The organism is Pseudoxanthomonas sp. 68-E7 (genome assembly GCF_057773145.1).
Genome location: NZ_JBYMTI010000006.1, coordinates 65902 through 83112 on the forward strand (window position 1 = coordinate 65902; position 17211 = coordinate 83112).

Sequence of the window (17211 nt, forward strand, 5' to 3'; positions counted from 1 at the left end):
ATCAGGCGGCCTGCCTGCGCAATCGCAACAGGCCCATGCCCAGGCCGATGAACAGCGCGCCACTGGCGCGCTGCCAGAGGCGCCCGCGCGCGCCGCCGAGCCAACGATGCAACCGGCGTGCGGCGAGGACATAGCAAAGGTGCGACAGCACCGTGCAGGCGGCGAATGTGACCGCCAGCAACAAACCCTGGCCCCAGGGCGACGCACGCGTGGGCATGAACTGCGGCAGCAGCGCGGTGAAGAACAGGATGCTCTTCGGATTGGTCGCCGCCACCAGCACGCCCTGGCCGAACAACCGCCACGCGTCGCCGTTGGGCGGTATTGGCGGATTGCCCGGCGCGAATGGCGGCGAACTGCGCCATTGGCGGATGCCGAGGTAAACCAGATAAACCGCACCGGCCAGTTTGAGCACGGTGAACGCCGTCGAGGAGGCCTGCAACAACGCGCCGAGCCCGAGCAGTGCGGTGACCGCCACCACGAACACCCCGATCGCGTTGCCGGCCGAACTCAATAGTGCGCGCCGCGCGCCCAAGGTGGCCGCATTGGAGATCGCCAGCAACACCGCCGGTCCGGGAGTGAACGCGGTGATCAGCGACAGCGTGCAGAACAGCCACCAGGCGCCGGCGCTCATGCCGTCACTCCCAGCCCGCCAGCACCAGTTTGCCGATGGTGGTGCCGGACTCCAGCCGGCGATGCGCCTCGCGCAGGTTGGCCGCATTGATGGGACCCAGCGTCTCGTGGTGGTTGCTGCGCAGTTCGCCGGCATCGATCAGGCTGGCGGCGCGGTTGAGCAAGCGATGCTGTTCAATCAGATCGGGCGTCTGGAAGCGCGGACGCGCGAACATCATTTCCCAGTGGATGCCGACCGACTTGGCCTTGTACGGATCGCCGATGCGCAGGTCGCCCTTCGGCTCGACGATCAGGCCCACGTGGCCGAGCGGGGCGATGATGTCGCCGATGGCGGTCCAGTAGCGATCGGTGTCGGCCAGGTTCAGCACGGCGTCGACCTGCGGGAAACCCATCGCGGCCAGTTGCGGCGCCAGATCCTGGCGGTGGTCGATGACATGGTGCGCGCCGAGCGAACGGCACCACTCAACCGTCTCCGGACGCGAGGCGGTGGCGATGACGGTGAAGCCGGCACGGCGTGCCAGCTGGATCGCCATCGAGCCGACCCCGCCAGCCCCGGCGATGATCAGCAGGCTGCGACGGTTGCACTCGTTGTCGATGGAGTAGGGCATGCGATGGAACAGCAGTTCCCACGCGGTGATGGTGGTCAGCGGCAACGCCGCGGCCTGGGCGAAATCCAGCGTGGCCGGCTTGCGGCCCACCACGCGCTCGTCGACCCGTTGGAACTGCGCGTTGCTGCCGGCGCGGGTGACATCACCGGCGTAGTAGACCTCGTCGCCGGGCGCGAACAGGGTGACCTGGTCGCCGACCGCCTCGACCACGCCGGCAGCGTCATAGCCGAGCACGCGCGGGGGATCTTCCTGCTGTGGTTTGGGCGAACGCACCTTGGTGTCGACGGGATTGACCGAGATGGCTTCCACCCGCACCAGGATGTCGTGGCCGGTGGGTTCTGGCTTGGGCAGTTCGATGTCCAGCAGGGATTGCGGATCGTCGATGGGCAGATAGCGGGTGAGGCCGACGGCTTTCATGCGGAGCTCCGGTAGCGGAAGGGGATTCAGACGGGAAGCGGGCTGCGCTCGGCGAACTGCCCGCGCCAGTAGGGATAGTACGGATACGGCGTTTCGGTCGCGCTCACCGCGTCGAGGCGGGCGATTTGATCCGGCGTGAGCTGCCAGCCGACTGCGCCGAGGTTCTGTTTCAACTGTTCCTCGTTGCGGGCACCGATCAGCACCGTGGAAACGGTGGGGCGCCGCAACAGCCAGTTGATGGCGATCTGCGGAATCGCCTTGCCGGTCTCGGCGGCGATTTCGTCGAGCACGTCGACGATGCGGTACAGGCGTTCGGGATCCACCGCAGGTCCGATGGCGGCGGTGTCGTGCAGGCGGCTGGTCTCCGGCAAGGGCTGGCCACGCCGGATCTTTCCCGTCAGCCGGCCCCAGCCCAGCGGACTCCACACCACCGCGCCGACACCCTGGTCGATGCCCAGCGGCATCAGTTCCCACTCGTAGTCGCGGCCGATCAGCGAGTAGTAGGCCTGGTTGGCGATATAGCGGCTCCAGCCGTGGCGCTCGGCGATGCCCAGCGACTTCATCAGCTGCCAGCCGGAGAAGTTGGAGACGCCGAGGTAGCGCACCTTGCCGGCGCGGACCAGATCATCGAGGGTCGAAAGCGTTTCCTCGATCGGCGTCATCGCGTCGAAGGCATGCAACTGCAGCAGATCCAGGTAGTCGGTATCCAGCCGCTTGAGCGAAGCGTCCACCGCCTTCAGCAGGCGCAGGCGGGAAGTACCGGCATCGTTGATACCGTCGCCCAGCCGCAATCCGGTCTTGCTGGACAGGATCACCTGGTCGCGACGGCCGTGCAGGGCCTGGCCGAGGATGGATTCGGAGGCGCCGTCCGAATAGACGTCGGCGGTATCGAAGAAATTGATGCCGGCTTCGATGCTCAGGTCGATCATCCGACGCGCCTCGGCGACATCGGTGTTGCCCCAGGCGCTGAACAGCGGACCCTTGCCGCCAAAGGTGCCAGCGCCGAAGCCGAGCGCGGAGACTTTCAGGCCGGACCGGCCGAGAAAACGGGTTTCCATGGAATGTCCTCGAGGAGGGAGGGAAGAAATGGGGGGATTCGTGGACGGCTCAGGCGCACTCGCCGGCTTGCAACGCGGGTGCGTTGCGGCGCTCCAGCGCGATGCTCCACAGTGCCACCGCGAAGGCGGACAGCGGCACCACCGCACCGACCCAGGTCAGCGCCGATAGACCGGCGCCGTGGGCGATGACCACGCCGCCCAACCACGCGCCCATCGCATTGCCGAGGTTGAAGGCGCCGATGTTCAGGCTGGAGGCCAGGCTCTGCGCCGCACCGGCCTTCTGCAGCACCCACAATTGCAGCGGCGAGACGGTGGCGAACGCGGCGGCGCCGAGCAGGCCGGTGAACAGCACCATCGCCCAGCGGCTGTGCAGCGCGAAACTCATCAGGCCCATCACCAGCGCCAGCGCGATCAGCGTGCCCAGCAGGGCCGGTTGCAGGCGACGGTCGGCGAAGCGTCCGCCCAGCAGGTTGCCGGCGATCATGCCCACGCCGAACACCAGCAGGATGGGCGATACCGCCGCGTCGGCGAAACCGGTGACCTGGGTCAGCAGCGGCTGGATGTAGGTGTAGACGGTGAACATGCCGCCAAAACCCAGCACGGTCATCAGCAGGCCCAGCAGCACCTGCGGTTGCGCGATCGCGCGCAGTTCCTCGCGGAACGCGATCGGCGTGGCGTCGCCGCGATCGGACGGCACCAGGGTGGCGATCACCACGGTGGCCAGCACGCCGATGGCGGTCACCGCCCAGAACGTGGCGCGCCAGCCGAGCTGCAGGCCCAGCCACGCGCCGGCGGGCACGCCGAGCAGGGTCGCCACGGTCAGGCCGGTGAACATGATCGAGATCGCGGAGGCCTTGCGATCCTCGGCCACCAGGCCGGTGGCGACCACCGCGCCCACGCCGAAGAACGTGCCATGGGCCAGCGAGGTGATCACCCGCGCGATCATCAGCGTGGTGTAGTCCGGCGCGACGGCGCAGGCCAGGTTGCCAAGGGTGAAGATGATCATCAGCGCCACCAGCACCGCCTTGCGCGGCATCCGGCTGGTGGCCGCGGTCAGCAGCGGCGCGCCGGCGAACACGCCAAGCGCATAGCCGGAAATCAGCAGGCCGGCGGCGGCGATGGAGACGTGCAGGTCGGTGGCGACCTGCATCAGCAGGCCCATGATGACGAACTCGGTGGTACCGATGCCGAACGCCCCGGCGGTCAGGGCGTACAGCGCAATCGGCATGCGCGGACGGGAAGCGGTGGTCACGGCGGGGATCCGGTGGCGGAGAGGAGACGCGCACTCTGGTCCTTTCCCAATTCGTGAAAAAGCGCGAATATGCCGAATCACTATCAATGATTGGTTGATAATCATGGATCGGGTCGGCGACCTCACCCTGTTCCTGCGCGTGCTCGACCTCGGGTCGATCACCGCCGCGGCCCACAGCCTGGATCTGTCGGTGGCGGTCGCCAGCCAGCGGCTGAAGCGGCTGGAGCGCGAACTGGGCGTGCGCCTGCTGCACCGGACCACCCGCCGCCTGCACCCCACCCCGGAGGGCGCCGCGCTGGCCCAGCGGGGGCGGGTGCTGGTGGAGGACCTGGAATCGCTCGGCGCCGGGTTGCGCGAGGCGGCCACCGAGGTCGCCGGCACCCTGCGGGTGACCCTGTCGGCGTCGTTCGGCCGCCAGTACGTTTCGCCGCTGCTGCCGGCGTTCCTGGCCGCGCATCCAAAGCTGCGGATGGCGGTGCACCTGAGCGACCAGGTGGTGGATCTGGTCAGCGAAGGCTTCGACCTGGCCATCCGCATCGGCGCGCTGGAAGACTCCGGCCTGGTCGCGCGCCGCATCGCGCCCAACCGGCGGGTGCTGTGCGCCTCGCCGGAGTACCTGCGGCGCCGCGGACGTCCGCTGCACCCGGAACAACTGGCCACGCACGAATGCCTGCTGCTGGTCGGCAGCCAGGGACGGCAGGACGTCTGGCGATTGCAGGACCCGCAGGGACAGGAAGTCGCGGTGCGGGTCAATGGACGCTACGAGAGCAATTTCGGCGAACTGCTGCGTGATGCCGCAGTCGCGGGCGAAGGCATCGCGGTGCACTCGCTCTGGCATATCGCCGAGGACCTGCGCGCCGGCCGGCTGGAGGTGGTGTTGCCGATGTATCCGCCGGCGACCACCGCGATCAGCGCGGTGATGCCGCAGCGGCGCCTGGTGCCGCCGCGGGTGCGCGCGTTCGTGGATCTGCTGGCGGTCCGGTTCGGCGAGAACCCGCCGTGGGAACAGGGATTGGCGCTGCCCGCCGGTTGAACCGGTGGTTGGATCGGCTGTACCCGCTCAGGTCCAGGTATCGAAGGCGAAGGCGTCCAGGGCCAGACCCGCCATTTCCACGTCCCGGTGCAGCAGCCGTGCATGCGCACTTTCGCCGCCCGCACCGAGGGCGACATACAGCGGATACAGGTGTTCCTGGGTCGGATGATTGCGCAGGGCCTCCGGCAAGGCGCGCCAGTCCAGCGCGCCGGCGGTATCGCCGGTTTCCAGCTTCGCGCGCAGCGCATCGGTGAAGGCGGCGACCCAGGGGAACTCGGCGGCATCGGGATGGCGCCAGTCGAGCGCGCGCAGGTTGTGCGAAAACCCGCCCGAACCCACCACCAGGACGCCATCGGCGCGCAGTGGCACGAGCGCACGGCCGACGCGATAGTGTTCCTCGGCGTCACCGTCCGGATTCACCGACAGCGCGACCACCGGAATGTCGGCTTGCGGGTACATCCTTCGCAGGGGAACCCAGACTCCGTGATCGATACCGTGCTGATCATCCTGCGTGGCTTCGATGCCGGCGTCACGCAACAGTTCGGCCACGGTCCCGGCCAGCGCGGGCGATCCCTGCGCGGGATAACGGATGTCATACAGCGGCGCGGGGAAGCCGCCGAAGTCGTGGATGGTGCGCGGCGCGGCGGTCGCGGTGACGGTGGTGACCGGCGCCATGAAATGCGCCGAGGCCACCACGATGGCGCGCGGTCGCGGCAGCAGTTCGCCCAGCCGATCCAGGAAACGGCCGGTGGGTGAATCCTCGATCGCCAGCATCGGCGAACCGTGCGACAGGAAGACGGCGGGCAGGGCGGCGGGAGTATCCATGACACCCAGCATGGGCCAGCCCGGAGCCTCCGCCAATAGGTGCCGGCACACCGATGTGTTGCGGCGCCGGAACGCCATCGCGTTCCCGTGCGCGACCTCTGGCAAGATGGTCCGGCCGTCATCGCAGGAGGCTATATGGGCCAGGACGATCTCCGTTCGGCGCTACGCCCGGATCCCGATCCGCCAATGGTCGCGGTGGCCGACTACGTGGTCGACTACCGCATCGATTCCGGCGAGGCCTACGAAACGGCACGGTGGGTACTGCTGGATTCGCTGGCCTGCGCGATGCTGGCGATGAAGTTTCCCGAATGCGTTCGCCACCTGGGGCCGTTGGTGCCGGGGGCCGGGATGGACGGCGGCGTGCGGATACCGGGGACGTCGCACGAACTGGATCCGGCGCAGGCGGCGTTCGCGATCGGCACCCAGGTCCGCTGGCTGGATTTCAACGACACCTGGCTGGCTGCCGAATGGGGCCATCCCTCCGACAACCTGGGAACCCTGCTGTCGCTCGGAGACTACCTGAGCCGCAAGGCGCGTCGCGAGGGACGCACGCCATTGACGGTGCGCGATCTGCTGGGATTCGCCATCAAGGCGCACGAGATCCAGGGGGGCTATGCGCTGCTGAATTCATTCAACCGGGTCGGCCTGGACCACGTCATCCTGGTCCGGCTGGCCTCCACCGCCCTGGCGACGCATATGCTGGGCGGCGGCAGGGAACAGATCGTCAACGCCCTCTCCAACAGCTGGATCGACAATGGCGCCCTGCGGACCTACCGCCATGCGCCGAACACCGGTCCGCGCAAGAGCTGGGCGGCCGGGGACGCCTGTCGCAGGGCGGTCATCCACGCGCTGGACGCGGTGCGGGGCGAAACCGGCTACCCCAGTGCCCTGAGTGCGCGGGACTGGGGCTTCTACGACGTGGCCTTCGGCGGCCAGCCGTTCCGCTTCGAGCGGCCGTTCGAAAGCTATGTAATGGAGAACATCCTGTTCAAGATCAGTCACCCGGCCGAGTTCCACGCCCAGACTGCGGTGGAATGCGCCCTGCGCCTGCACCCCCAGGTGGCGCCCCGGCTGGAACAGGTGGAGCGGGTGGTCATCGAAACCCAGGAAGCGGGACGCCGGATCATCGACAAGACCGGACCGCTGACCAACCACGCCGATCGCGACCACTGCCTCCAGTACATGGTGGCGGTGCCCTTGATCTTCGGGCAGTTGGAAGCGCAGGACTACGGAGATCCCCGGGCCGCCGATCCGCGCATCGAACGGCTGCGCAACCTGATGATCGTGAAGGAAAATCCGCAATTCACCCGGGACTACCTGGATCCCGGGCGGCGCTTCATCGGCAACGCGGTCCAGGTGTTCTTCACCGACGGGAGCCGGTCCGGGCGGGTCGCGATCGATTACCCTGTCGGCCATCGGCGCCGACGCGCCGAAGGGATTCCCCTGTTGATGGCCAAGTGCGAAGCCGCCCTGCGGGGGCACCTGCCGGCGGCGCAGGCCGACCGGCTGCTGGAGCTGGCGGCGGTTCCGGAGCGACTGGACAGGCTGGCGGTGGACGACCTGATGGGGCTCTGCCGGGTGGCATGAATTGCCTGCAGGGACGCGCCGGTTTCCTTGGCGGATCGGACTTGTTATGGTACCGTTAACGCTGTCTTCACTTCCTTCCGCATAATCTGTTCAGGATGGCGCGCGTTGACAGCCGTCCGGACAACGATAAGAAAGCTGGAAAAAACGCGAGTTAAGCACTTCGGTTTTTCTACAACTGCTGATTTAGACAAGGAGCTGCAAATGAACAAGAAACTGCTTTGTGCCGCGCTGCTGAGCGGTCTGAGCCTGGCGCAAGCCGCTTCCGCCCAGGAGTTCGATGACCGTTGGTACCTGACCGGTTCCGCTGGCATCAACGTCCAGGACAACGACCGCAACACCGACGATGCTCCGTTCGGTGCCATCGGTCTGGGCAAGTTCATCAGCCCGAACTGGTCGCTGGATGGTGAAATCAACTACCAGAACACCCAGTTCGAAAGGAACGTCAACCTGAACTGGAGCCAGTACGGCATCTCGCTGGACCTGCGTCGCCACTTCTGGCTGTCGGATCGCAACTGGCATCCGTACCTGCTGGCCGGCCTCGGCCTGCAGCGCTCGGAAGAAGAGTTCGACGCGTTCCCGAACGCGAACTCGCCGGGTGAGCGCAAGGACAACAACTTCGCCGCCAAGCTGGGTGGTGGTATCCAGGCCAAGCTGGGCCGCGTCGGCGTCCGCACCGAACTCGCCTACCGCATCGATTTCGACGATCAGGCCATCGGCCCGTCGTACGACGGTTCGGTTGACGATGGCGACGATTTCGCCGATCTGCTGGCTTCGGTCGGCATCATCATCCCGCTGGGTCCGGAAGCCGCTCCGCCGGCCCCCCCGGCTCCGCCGGCGCCGGCGCCGAGCTGCGCCGACCTGGATGACGACGGCGACGGCGTCAACAATTGCGACGACAAGTGCCCCGGTTCGCAGGCTGGCCAGACCATCGGTCCGGACGGCTGCCCGGTGCCGGTTTCGATCGACCTGAAGGGCGTGAACTTCGACTTCGACAAGTCGGTGCTGCGTCCGGACGCGGTCGCCATCCTGGGCGAGGCCGTCGAAATCCTGAAGCGTTACCCCGACCTGAAGGTTGAAGTCGCCGGTCACACCGACTCCGTCGGTACCGATGCCTACAACCAGAAGCTGTCGGAGCGTCGCGCCAAGGCCGTGTACGAGTACCTGACCAGCAACGGTGTTGACGCTTCGCGTCTGATTGGCCCGAACGGCTACGGCGAGAGCCGTCCGATCGACACCAACGACACCAAGGAAGGCCGTGCGCGCAACCGTCGTACGGAACTGAACGTCCAGAACTAATCGGACGTCGCTTCCCGCAACACGCAAAGCCCGGCCTCGTGCCGGGCTTTGTTTTTGGGCGGATGGAGAACGGCGGAGCAGGCTCATCCGGTACGCATTCGTGAGCTTAGCCACAGAAGCGTCAACCACTTGGCGGGAACAGGTGAGGCTTTCCTTGATATCACGGACGGTGCTTCTTACACTGCGGACTCGTTCGATTGCCGGGGTATCCGCATGCGCCATTTTCTTCTTGCCGGTCTGGCCGGTCTTGTCGCCATCCCCGCCGCGAACGCCGCCCAGAACTGCAATGGCAGCCTGGTGCAGCCGCCGTTGCCGGTGCGTCCGACCGTGCTGGAGCCGGTGGCTTCCGAATTCACGCCCACGGTGTCGCAACTGGGCGCGCCCAGCGGCGTGCTGACCCAGGCGCTGGACGAGGCGATGTCGGTTGATCGGGTGCTGATGCGCCTGCGCATCGAAGGTTGCCAGAACGTCGCCAAGGCGATGCCGGCGCCGGCGGCGACGGCCAACGCCAACGATCCTTCGGGCTACAAGCCGAAGACCCAGTTCGACAACACACCGTGGCGGTTCGATATGAACCAGAATGGCAAGCGCATGACCGCCGAAGAGTTCGACGCCTGGATGAAGGCGCGTGGCGTGCGCGTGGCCAAGGGCGCTGGCGGCGCCACCACCGCGCCCGCGCCGGTCGCGCCGGCCGCCGCGGCACCTGAAGCCAAGAAGTAAATCCCGCTCCCGCGCCGGCGGCCATGGCCCGTCCTGTCCATGGCGCCCGCGCGCGTCCGCGCACCGCGACCGGCGTTTCCGCCGGGAGCTCGGGCCTGCCGCCTCGCCATGGGGTGGCGCGCGTCCTCTCCAAGCTGGGTGTCTGTTCCCGCAGCGAAGCCACCCGCTGGGTCCAGGCGGGACGGGTCGGCGTGGATGGACGGATTGTCGGGGATCCCGAGTTCCCGGTGATCCAGGGCAGGCATCGCATCAGCGTCGATGGCCATCCGGTCGGCGCCGGTGAACGTCTCTACCTGATGCTCAACAAGCCGCGCGGCCTGCTGACCACGGCCAGCGACGAACACGATCGCGATACGGTGTATCGCTGCTTCGAGGGCGCCGGTTTGCCCTGGCTGGGGCCGGTGGGACGCCTGGACAAGGCAAGTGAAGGGCTGCTGCTGTTCACCAATGACCCCGGATGGGCCGCGGCGATCACCGATCCCGGACGCGGCCCGGACAAGACCTATCACGTCCAGGTCAACTGCATTCCCGATGCTCCACTTCTGGCGCGCCTGATGCAGGGCGTGGACAGCGGTGGCGAAACACTGCGGGCGAAGTCGGCGCTGCTGCTGCGTGCCGGCGAGAAGAACGCCTGGCTGGAAATCCAACTGGACGAGGGCCGCAATCGGCAGATACGCCGCCTGCTGGAAGCCTTCGACATCCAGGTGCTGCGGCTGGTGCGGACCGCGATCGGCCCGCTGCCGCTGGGTGACCTGGCGAAGGGCGCCTGGCGTGCGCTGAGCGCGGACGAAGTCGCCGCGCTGTCGTAAACCGGAACCTGCCCCGCGGCTTGCAGGGAGTGTTTACCCGCGCAAGCTCGGCTCTGCCGGATTGCGCAGAGCCGAGCGTGCTCCGTTGTTCGGATGCGGTGCCCGGGTCGGACAAACCTGTCCCGGCCAGCCTCAGCCCTTCACTACGCCCAGTTCGCGACCGATGCGGGCGAAGGCGTCGATCGCGCGGTCCAGGTGCTCGCGGGTATGCGCGGCGCTCATCTGGGTGCGGATGCGTGCCTGGCCCTTGCCGACGACGGGGAAGAAGAAACCGATTGCATAGATGCCTTCTTCCAGCAGGCGCGCGGCGAAACGCTGGGCCAGCGGCGCGTCGTACAGCATCACCGGACAGATCGGATGCACGCCGGGCTTGATATCGAAGCCGGCGGCGCCCATGCGCTCGCGGAAATGGCGGGTGTTTTCCTGCAACTGCACGCGCAGATCGCCGGCCGAGGACAACATCTCGAACGCCTTGATGCCGGCGGCCACGACGTGCGGCGGCAGCGAGTTGGAGAACAGGTAGGGACGCGAACGCTGGCGCAGCAGCTCGATCACTTCCTTCTTCGCGGTGGTGAAGCCGCCGAGTGCGCCGCCCATCGCCTTGCCCAGGGTGCCGGTGAAGATGTCGATGCGATCCAGCACGCCCTTCACCTCGGCCGAGCCACGGCCGGTGGCGCCGAGGAAGCCGGTGGCGTGGCATTCGTCGATGTGCACCAGCGCGTTGTACTTTTTCGCCAGCGCGGTGATCTCGTCGAGCGGGGCGATGAAGCCGTCCATCGAGAACACGCCGTCGGTGGTGATCAGCTTGGTCCGGCAACCGGCGGCGTCGGCGGCCTGCAACTGCGCTTCCAGATCCTCCATGTCGCAATTGGCATAGCGGAACCGCTTGGCCTTGCACAGGCGCACGCCATCGATGATCGAGGCGTGGTTGAGCGCATCGGAGATGATCGCGTCGTTCTCGTCCAGCAGCGGCTCGAACAGGCCACCGTTGGCGTCGAAGCAGGCGGCGTAGAGGATGGTGTCCTCGGTGCCGAAGAAATCGGCGATCGTCTTTTCCAGTTGCTTGTGCAGATCCTGGGTGCCGCAGATGAAGCGCACCGAGGCCATGCCGAAGCCATGGCTGTCCAGGGCCTGCTTGGCCGCGGCGATCACGTCCGGGTGATCGGCCAGGCCGAGGTAGTTGTTGGCGCAGAAGTTCAGCACCGTGCGTCCATCGGCCAGGGTGATCTCCGCCGACTGCGGGCTGGTGATGATGCGTTCGGACTTGAACAGGCCCTGCGCCTGCAGGTTCTCCAGCTCGGCGGCGTAGCGGGCGGTCAGCGATTCGGACATGGACGGCTCGGGGAAGGAGGAAGGCGGCCATTTTAGCGGGCTACGCCGCGTATCGGCCGGCGTCATGCCGATGCGGCATAAGGTCCGGTCCTCAAGTCATTTCCCGGCGGCAATGTGCATCCGCAGCATCAACGGTTCCGGTCGAAAGACCACAGACGGGGAACCTTGCGATGCGCGGACACGGGCAGGCGGTGCGGACGAACAGGCGGCTCACGCGGCTGGCAGCCGCGCTGCTGTGTTCGCTGGCCCTGCCGGCGGTCGCGCAACAGCACAAGCCCACGGTGGAGGAACTGCAGCAGCGCCTGGAAGCGCTGGAACGCCGCCTCGGCGGCACGGCCGCGGCCGATGCCGGCGACGGTGGCGGCGAGGTCGGCCTGGCGGATCTGGACCAGCGCCTGCGGGTACTGGAGCGGCGCCTGGAACTGCAGCAGGAGGAGCAGGTGGCCAAGGCCAAGGACGCGCCGGTCATCGCGATCAACGACAAGGGCGCCTCGTTCAAGTCGGCCGGCGGCGACTACGAGATCCGCCTGCGCGGACTGGTCCAGGGCGATGGCCGCTTCTTCCTCGACGACCACGCACCGGCCCAGAACGACACCTTCCTCCTGCGCACCGCGCGGCCGACCATCGAAGGCTCGCTGGGCAAGCTGGTGGGCTTCCGCTTGACGCCCGAGTTCGCCGGCGACAACGCCAGCATCGTCGACGCCTACGTCGATCTGCGTTTCAGTCCCGCGTACACGCTGCGGGTGGGCAAGTTCACCTCGCCGGTGGGACTGGAGCGGCTGCAATCCTCCTCGGCGCTGTCAGCGGTGGAACGTTCGCTGCCCAGCGAGCTGGCGCCCAACCGCGACATCGGCGTGCAGCTGCAGGGTGAAGTGGCCGACGGACGCTTCAGCTACGCATTGGGCGTGTTCAACGGCACGGTAGATGGCCGTGACGCGGTCACCAGCAATCCCGACAATGAATTCGAGTATGCCGGCCGGGTGTTCTTCGAGCCCTTCCGCAACGATGCGAACGCATTGTCCGGCCTCGGCTTCGGACTGGGCGCAAGCATCGGTGACAAGCGCGGCGCGGGCAACAATTTCCTGCCGCGCTACCGCACGCCGGGACAGGTGCAGTTCTTCGCCTACCGTTCGGCGGTGAACGCCGACGGCGAGCACTTCCGGCTGTCGCCGCAGGCGTACTACTACCGCGGAAGATTTGGATTGCTGGGCGAGTACATCCAGTCGCGCCAGGAGGTGGTGGTCGCCAGTGGCGCGAACGCGGGGCGGCAAGACACGCTGGAGAACACGGCCTGGCAGGCCACCGCGCAGTGGGTGCTGACCGGCGAGGACGCCGGCTATCGCGGCGTGGTGAAACCATCGCGGCCGTTCCGGCCGGGCGAGGAGGGTTGGGGTGCGTTCGAACTGATCGCCCGCTATGGCGCGCTCGACATCGACGACGACGCCTTCCCGCTGTTCGCCGACGCCGCGGCTTCGGCGCGCCAGGCACGCAACTGGACGCTCGGCCTGAACTGGTACCTCACCAGCAATCTCAAGCTGGTCTTCAACTACCTGGACACCACCTTCAAGGGCGGCGCCACCAACGCCGCCGACCGCGAGGACGAGAAGGCGATCTTCTCGCGCCTGCAGGTGGCCTTCTGATTCCGGAGACTCCCATGAAAAAGCATTCCCTGCGACGCCATCTGCGCACCCTGCTGATCGCCTTCGGATTGACCGTGGCCACCGCGGCCGGCGCGCGCGACGTGAAGTTGCTGAACGTTTCCTACGATCCCACCCGCGAGTTCTACCGCGAGTTCAATGCCGCCTTCGCCAGGGAGTGGCAGCAGAAGAAGGGCCAGAAGGTCGAGATCGAGACCTCGCACGGCGGCTCCGGCAAGCAGGCCCGCGCGGTCATCGACGGCCTGGAGGCCGACGTGGTGACGCTGGCATTGGCCTACGACGTGGACTCCATCGCCCAGCGCTCACGCCTGTTCCCGGCCAATTGGCAGTCGCGTCTGCCCGAGAACAGCGCGCCGTACACATCCACCATCGTGTTCCTGGTGCGCAAGGGCAATCCCAAGAAGATCAAGGACTGGGCCGACCTGTTGAAGCCGGGCACGGCGGTGATCACGCCGAATCCGAAGACCTCCGGCGGCGCGCGCTGGAACTACCTGGCCGCGTGGGCCTATGGCCTGAAGATCTTCAAGGGCGACGAGGCCAAGACCCGAAATTTCGTGCGCGCGCTGTTCCGCAACGTGCCGGTGCTGGACACCGGTGCGCGCGGCGCCACCACCACCTTCGTCCAGCGTGGCATCGGCGACGTGCTGCTGGCGTGGGAGAACGAGGCGTTCCTGTCGATCGAGGAACTGGGGCCGGACAAGTTCGATATCGTCGTGCCGTCGCTGTCGATCCTGGCCGAACCGCCGGTGGCGCTGGTCGACCGGAACGTCGACAAGCACGGGACCCGCGAGGCCGCGCAGGCCTATCTGCAATTCCTGTATTCGCCGACCGGGCAGCGGTTGGCGGCCAAGCACTACTACCGGCCGCGCTACCCGCAGTACGCGGCGCCCGCGGATGTGGCGCGCTTTCCCGAGCTGGAACTGGTGACCATCGACAAGGTGTTCGGTTCCTGGGCCAAGGCACAGGCCACGCACTTCGCCGATGGCGGCGTGTTCGACCAGATCCAGGCGAAGTGAGCGGATGGCCGGGCATGCGTCAAGGCAGTTTTCGCGGCGCTCCGTTCGCACGTGGAGGCCATGAATGGCCGCGGTGATTGACGCCCGGCCCGCGACGGGACGCCGCCGCCGGATCCTGCCCGGCTTCGGCCTCAGCCTCGGCTATACCCTGGCCTGGCTGGGCCTGATCGTGCTGATTCCGCTGGTGGGCGTGTTCGTCAAGGCAAGCGGCCTGAGGCTGGATGGATTGTGGCGGATCTGGACCGAGCCGCGCGTGCTGTCGGCGCTATGGGTGAGCTTTGGTACCGCACTGGCGGCGGCGGCGTTCAACGCGGTGATGGGGACGTGGGTGGCGTGGGTGTTCGTGCGCTATCGATTCCCGGGCAAGCGCCTGTTCGACGCGATGATCGATCTGCCGTTCGCGCTGCCGACCGCGGTGGCGGGCATCGCGCTGACCGCGCTGTATGGTCCGACCGGCTGGCTGGGGCGCTGGCTGGAGGCGGCGGGATTGAAAGTGGCGTACACGCCCCTGGGCATCACCGTGGCACTGGTGTTCATCGGCCTGCCGTTCGTGGTGCGAGTGGTGCAGCCGGTGCTGGCCGAGACCGAACGCGAACTCGAGGAAGCCGCCGCGACACTGGGCGCGAACCGCTGGCAGACCATCCGCCGGGTGGTGTTGCCCGGCCTCTGGCCGGCGGTGCTGGCCGGCTTCGCGCTGGCGTTCGCGCGCGGCGTGGGCGAATACGGCTCGGTGATCTTCATTGCCGGCAATCTGCCCGGCGTATCCGAGATCGCGCCGCTGCTGATCACCATCAAGCTGGAGGAGTTCGATTACGCCGGCGCGACCGCAATCGCCGCGGCCATGCTGCTGCTGTCGTTCGTATTGCTGCTGGCGATCAACAGTCTGCAATCACGGCTGGCGCGGACCGCGCGGAGCCAGGGGTGAGCGAGGCCATATCCGCCGTGATCCCGTTGCCGCACGATTCCCTGGCCGATGTTCCCGGGCGCGCGGTGCGCCGGCCGCATTCGGCCATCACCGAACCGGGCTGGGCGCAGGCATTGCTGGTCGCCGGTGCGCTGGCCTTCCTGCTGGCGTTCCTGTTGCTGCCGCTGCTGCTGGTGTTCGTCGAAGCCCTGCGCGGCGGCTGGATCGCTTTCCTGACCGCCATCAGCGAACCGGACGCACTGGCGGCGATCCGCCTGACCCTGCTGGTCACCGCGATCGTGGTGCCGCTGAACCTGGTGTTCGGCGTGGCGGCGGCGTGGGTGGTCAGCAAGCACGAATTCCCCGGCAAGCGCTGGCTGGTCACCCTGATCGATCTGCCGTTCGCGGTGTCACCGGTGGTGGCGGGCCTGATCTTCGTGCTCATCTTCGGCGCGCAGGGCTGGGCCTGGCCGCTCATCGACGAGGGCTGGCGTCTTTCGCTGCCGCTGCTGGGCGAAGTGACGCTGCAGTTGCCGAAGATCATCTTCGCGCTGCCGGGCATCGTGCTGGCGACGATCTTCGTCACCTTTCCCTTCATCGCCCGCGAGCTGATGCCCTTGATGGAGCAGCAGGGCACCGACGAGGAGCTGGCCGCGCTGAGCCTGGGCGCCAGCGGCTGGCAGGCGTTCTGGCGGGTGACCCTGCCGAATATCCGCTGGGCGCTGCTATACGGCGTGCTGCTGTGCAGCGCGCGCGCGATGGGCGAATTCGGCGCGGTGTCGGTGGTGTCCGGTCATATCCGCGGGCGCACCAACACGCTGCCGCTGCACGTGGAAATCCTCTACAACGAGTACGCCTACAGCGCCGCGTTCGCCGCCGCTTCGCTGCTGGCCTTGTCCGCGCTGCTGACGCTCGTCCTGAAGTCATACCTGGAATGGCGCCACGGCGAGGCGCTGGCCGCCAATCACCGGCATTGAGGCAGAGTCATGGGCATCACCATCGAACACGTGGGCAAGCAGTTCGGCAGCTACGCCGCGCTGGAGGACATCCAGTTGGAGGTGCGGCAGGGTGAACTGCTGGCCCTGCTGGGGCCCTCCGGTTCCGGCAAGACCACGCTGCTGCGGATCATCGCCGGCCTGGAACATGCCGATCGCGGACGGGTGCTGCTGGACGGCGAGGACGCGGCCGGCCTGAGCGTGCAGGCGCGCCGGGCCGGCTTCGTGTTCCAGCACTACGCACTGTTCCGCCATCTCGATGTCGCCGACAACATCGCTTTCGGCCTGCGGGTGCGGCGCGGCGCGCAGCGCTGGCCGGAGGCGCGCATCCGCGCCCGCGTCGAAGAACTGCTGGCGCTGGTGCAGCTGGAAGGGCTGGCCGCGCGCTATCCGGCGCAGTTGTCCGGCGGACAGCGGCAGCGCGTGGCATTGGCGCGCGCGCTGGCGATCGAGCCGCGCGTGCTGCTGCTGGACGAACCGTTTGGCGCGCTCGACGCGCAGGTTCGCCGGGATCTGCGCCGCTGGCTGCGCGAACTGCATGATCGCACCGGGTTGACCACCCTGTTCGTCACCCACGACCAGGAAGAAGCGCTCGAACTGGCCGATCGGGTCGCGATCCTCAACGCCGGCCGGCTGGAACAGGTCGGCACACCGGCCGAGGTCTACGACGCGCCGGCCTCGCCCTTCATCTATTCCTTCGTGGGGGCGGTGAACCGGCTGCCGGCGCAGTGGCGCGGGGGAGAACTGCACGCCGAAGGCGGGGTGCTGCCGGCACCCGGGCACGCGCGTGGCGATGGGGCGGCGGAGCTGTTCGTGCGTCCGGAAGATCTGCGCATCGACCCCACCGGGCTGGGCTGGCCGGCCACGGTGCTGTCGGGCCAGCGCAGCGGGCCGCGCGTGCGGCTACGTGCGCAATTGGCCGGCTCCAGGCAGGAAGTGGAGGTGGAATTGCCGGCCCATGGGCAGGCGCACGAGGCAGGACAGCCGGTGCATCTGGTGCCGGCGCGGTTCGGCTGGTTTCCGGTGCAGGCAGGCTGGGGGGAGGGCGCTGCGGGCACTTGACGACGGCGA

The 17211-nt window shown here is 67.6% G+C and carries 16 protein-coding genes; 10 read left to right on the plus strand and 6 right to left on the minus strand.

Annotation, left to right across the window (positions count from 1 at the left end; genetic code table 11):
- Position 1 precedes the first annotated feature (1 nt).
- From AC3DE2_RS15155 to AC3DE2_RS15170, 4 genes are read right to left on the minus strand one after another with little or no spacing between them, the layout of a single operon-like run.
- On the minus strand, positions 2 to 631 hold the full coding sequence (locus AC3DE2_RS15155) for a LysE family translocator (RefSeq protein ID WP_488426880.1): 630 nt from the start codon (positions 629 to 631) through the stop codon (positions 2 to 4).
- 4 nt (positions 632 to 635) lie between these two features.
- Positions 636 to 1655 (minus strand): zinc-binding alcohol dehydrogenase family protein, encoded by a 1020-nt coding sequence (locus tag AC3DE2_RS15160; RefSeq protein ID WP_488426882.1) that lies wholly within the window; start codon positions 1653 to 1655, stop codon positions 636 to 638.
- Positions 1656 to 1681: 26 nt separating this feature from the next.
- Positions 1682 to 2713 carry an aldo/keto reductase gene (locus AC3DE2_RS15165; protein WP_488426883.1) on the minus strand — a complete coding sequence of 344 codons (1032 nt, stop codon included), beginning with the start codon at positions 2711 to 2713 and terminating at the stop codon, positions 1682 to 1684.
- 49 nt (positions 2714 to 2762) lie between these two features.
- Positions 2763 to 3974, minus strand: a complete 1212-nt coding sequence (locus AC3DE2_RS15170; RefSeq protein WP_488427092.1) for an MFS transporter — start codon at positions 3972 to 3974, stop codon at positions 2763 to 2765.
- A 94-nt stretch (positions 3975 to 4068) separates the two neighbouring features.
- On the opposite strand from AC3DE2_RS15170, the gene AC3DE2_RS15175 reads away from it, so the two are divergent.
- Positions 4069 to 4998 carry a LysR family transcriptional regulator gene (locus tag AC3DE2_RS15175; protein WP_295382083.1) on the plus strand — a complete coding sequence of 310 codons (930 nt, stop codon included), beginning with the start codon at positions 4069 to 4071 and terminating at the stop codon, positions 4996 to 4998.
- A gap of 27 nt (positions 4999 to 5025) precedes the next feature.
- Here AC3DE2_RS15175 and AC3DE2_RS15180 read toward each other — a convergent pair whose 3' ends face one another.
- Positions 5026 to 5823, minus strand: coding sequence for a dioxygenase family protein (locus AC3DE2_RS15180; RefSeq protein WP_488426885.1), 798 nt, complete (start codon positions 5821 to 5823; stop codon positions 5026 to 5028).
- 135 nt (positions 5824 to 5958) lie between these two features.
- On the opposite strand from AC3DE2_RS15180, the gene AC3DE2_RS15185 reads away from it, so the two are divergent.
- The 4 genes from AC3DE2_RS15185 to AC3DE2_RS15200 all read left to right on the plus strand — a co-directional run bounded on the left by AC3DE2_RS15185 (position 5959) and on the right by AC3DE2_RS15200 (position 10235).
- Positions 5959 to 7410 carry a bifunctional 2-methylcitrate dehydratase/aconitate hydratase gene (locus AC3DE2_RS15185; RefSeq protein WP_488426887.1) on the plus strand — a complete coding sequence of 484 codons (1452 nt, stop codon included), beginning with the start codon at positions 5959 to 5961 and terminating at the stop codon, positions 7408 to 7410.
- 201 nt (positions 7411 to 7611) lie between these two features.
- Entirely contained in the window at positions 7612 to 8706 is a 1095-nt protein-coding gene (locus AC3DE2_RS15190) for an OmpA family protein (protein ID WP_295382089.1), read from the plus strand.
- A 213-nt stretch (positions 8707 to 8919) separates the two neighbouring features.
- Positions 8920 to 9426 carry a hypothetical protein gene (locus AC3DE2_RS15195; protein ID WP_295382090.1) on the plus strand — a complete coding sequence of 169 codons (507 nt, stop codon included), beginning with the start codon at positions 8920 to 8922 and terminating at the stop codon, positions 9424 to 9426.
- A gap of 23 nt (positions 9427 to 9449) precedes the next feature.
- Complete coding sequence (locus AC3DE2_RS15200; protein ID WP_295382092.1) at positions 9450 to 10235, plus strand: pseudouridine synthase; 786 nt, start codon at positions 9450 to 9452, stop codon at positions 10233 to 10235.
- Positions 10236 to 10367: 132 nt separating this feature from the next.
- On the opposite strand, the gene kbl is transcribed toward AC3DE2_RS15200, so the two are convergent.
- Positions 10368 to 11567 carry a glycine C-acetyltransferase gene (gene kbl / locus AC3DE2_RS15205; RefSeq protein WP_295382094.1) on the minus strand — a complete coding sequence of 400 codons (1200 nt, stop codon included), beginning with the start codon at positions 11565 to 11567 and terminating at the stop codon, positions 10368 to 10370.
- Positions 11568 to 11758: 191 nt separating this feature from the next.
- On the opposite strand from kbl, the gene AC3DE2_RS15210 reads away from it, so the two are divergent.
- From AC3DE2_RS15210 to AC3DE2_RS15230, 5 genes are all read left to right on the plus strand, one after another.
- Positions 11759 to 13207, plus strand: a complete 1449-nt coding sequence (locus AC3DE2_RS15210) for an OprO/OprP family phosphate-selective porin (protein WP_488426890.1) — start codon at positions 11759 to 11761, stop codon at positions 13205 to 13207.
- 14 nt (positions 13208 to 13221) lie between these two features.
- Complete coding sequence (locus AC3DE2_RS15215; protein ID WP_488426892.1) at positions 13222 to 14241, plus strand: sulfate ABC transporter substrate-binding protein; 1020 nt, start codon at positions 13222 to 13224, stop codon at positions 14239 to 14241.
- A gap of 64 nt (positions 14242 to 14305) precedes the next feature.
- Positions 14306 to 15166 carry a sulfate ABC transporter permease subunit CysT gene (gene cysT / locus AC3DE2_RS15220; RefSeq protein ID WP_488426893.1) on the plus strand — a complete coding sequence of 287 codons (861 nt, stop codon included), beginning with the start codon at positions 14306 to 14308 and terminating at the stop codon, positions 15164 to 15166.
- A gap of 41 nt (positions 15167 to 15207) precedes the next feature.
- Positions 15208 to 16122, plus strand: a complete 915-nt coding sequence (gene cysW, locus AC3DE2_RS15225; RefSeq protein WP_295382109.1) for a sulfate ABC transporter permease subunit CysW — start codon at positions 15208 to 15210, stop codon at positions 16120 to 16122.
- Between the two features lie 9 nt (positions 16123 to 16131).
- Complete coding sequence (locus tag AC3DE2_RS15230; RefSeq protein ID WP_295382104.1) at positions 16132 to 17202, plus strand: sulfate/molybdate ABC transporter ATP-binding protein; 1071 nt, start codon at positions 16132 to 16134, stop codon at positions 17200 to 17202.
- Positions 17203 to 17211 lie beyond the last annotated feature (9 nt).

Excerpts from the sequence above, each read along its gene's own strand:
- AC3DE2_RS15190 (WP_295382089.1), top strand. The coding sequence starts at position 7,612 with ATGAACAAGAAACTGCTTTGTGCCGCGCTGCTGAGCGGTCTGAGCCTG.
- AC3DE2_RS15195 (WP_295382090.1), top strand. The coding sequence starts at position 8,920 with ATGCGCCATTTTCTTCTTGCCGGTCTGGCCGGTCTTGTCGCCATCCCC.
- AC3DE2_RS15155 (WP_488426880.1), bottom strand. The coding sequence starts at position 631 with ATGAGCGCCGGCGCCTGGTGGCTGTTCTGCACGCTGTCGCTGATCACC.
- AC3DE2_RS15175 (WP_295382083.1), top strand. The coding sequence starts at position 4,069 with ATGGATCGGGTCGGCGACCTCACCCTGTTCCTGCGCGTGCTCGACCTC.
- AC3DE2_RS15215 (WP_488426892.1), top strand. The coding sequence starts at position 13,222 with ATGAAAAAGCATTCCCTGCGACGCCATCTGCGCACCCTGCTGATCGCC.
- cysT (WP_488426893.1), top strand. The coding sequence starts at position 14,306 with ATGGCCGCGGTGATTGACGCCCGGCCCGCGACGGGACGCCGCCGCCGG.
- AC3DE2_RS15180 (WP_488426885.1), bottom strand. The coding sequence starts at position 5,823 with ATGGATACTCCCGCCGCCCTGCCCGCCGTCTTCCTGTCGCACGGTTCG.
- AC3DE2_RS15185 (WP_488426887.1), top strand. The coding sequence starts at position 5,959 with ATGGGCCAGGACGATCTCCGTTCGGCGCTACGCCCGGATCCCGATCCG.
- AC3DE2_RS15200 (WP_295382092.1), top strand. The coding sequence starts at position 9,450 with ATGGCCCGTCCTGTCCATGGCGCCCGCGCGCGTCCGCGCACCGCGACC.
- kbl (WP_295382094.1), bottom strand. The coding sequence starts at position 11,567 with ATGTCCGAATCGCTGACCGCCCGCTACGCCGCCGAGCTGGAGAACCTG.
- AC3DE2_RS15165 (WP_488426883.1), bottom strand. The coding sequence starts at position 2,713 with ATGGAAACCCGTTTTCTCGGCCGGTCCGGCCTGAAAGTCTCCGCGCTC.
- AC3DE2_RS15160 (WP_488426882.1), bottom strand. The coding sequence starts at position 1,655 with ATGAAAGCCGTCGGCCTCACCCGCTATCTGCCCATCGACGATCCGCAA.
- AC3DE2_RS15230 (WP_295382104.1), top strand. The coding sequence starts at position 16,132 with ATGGGCATCACCATCGAACACGTGGGCAAGCAGTTCGGCAGCTACGCC.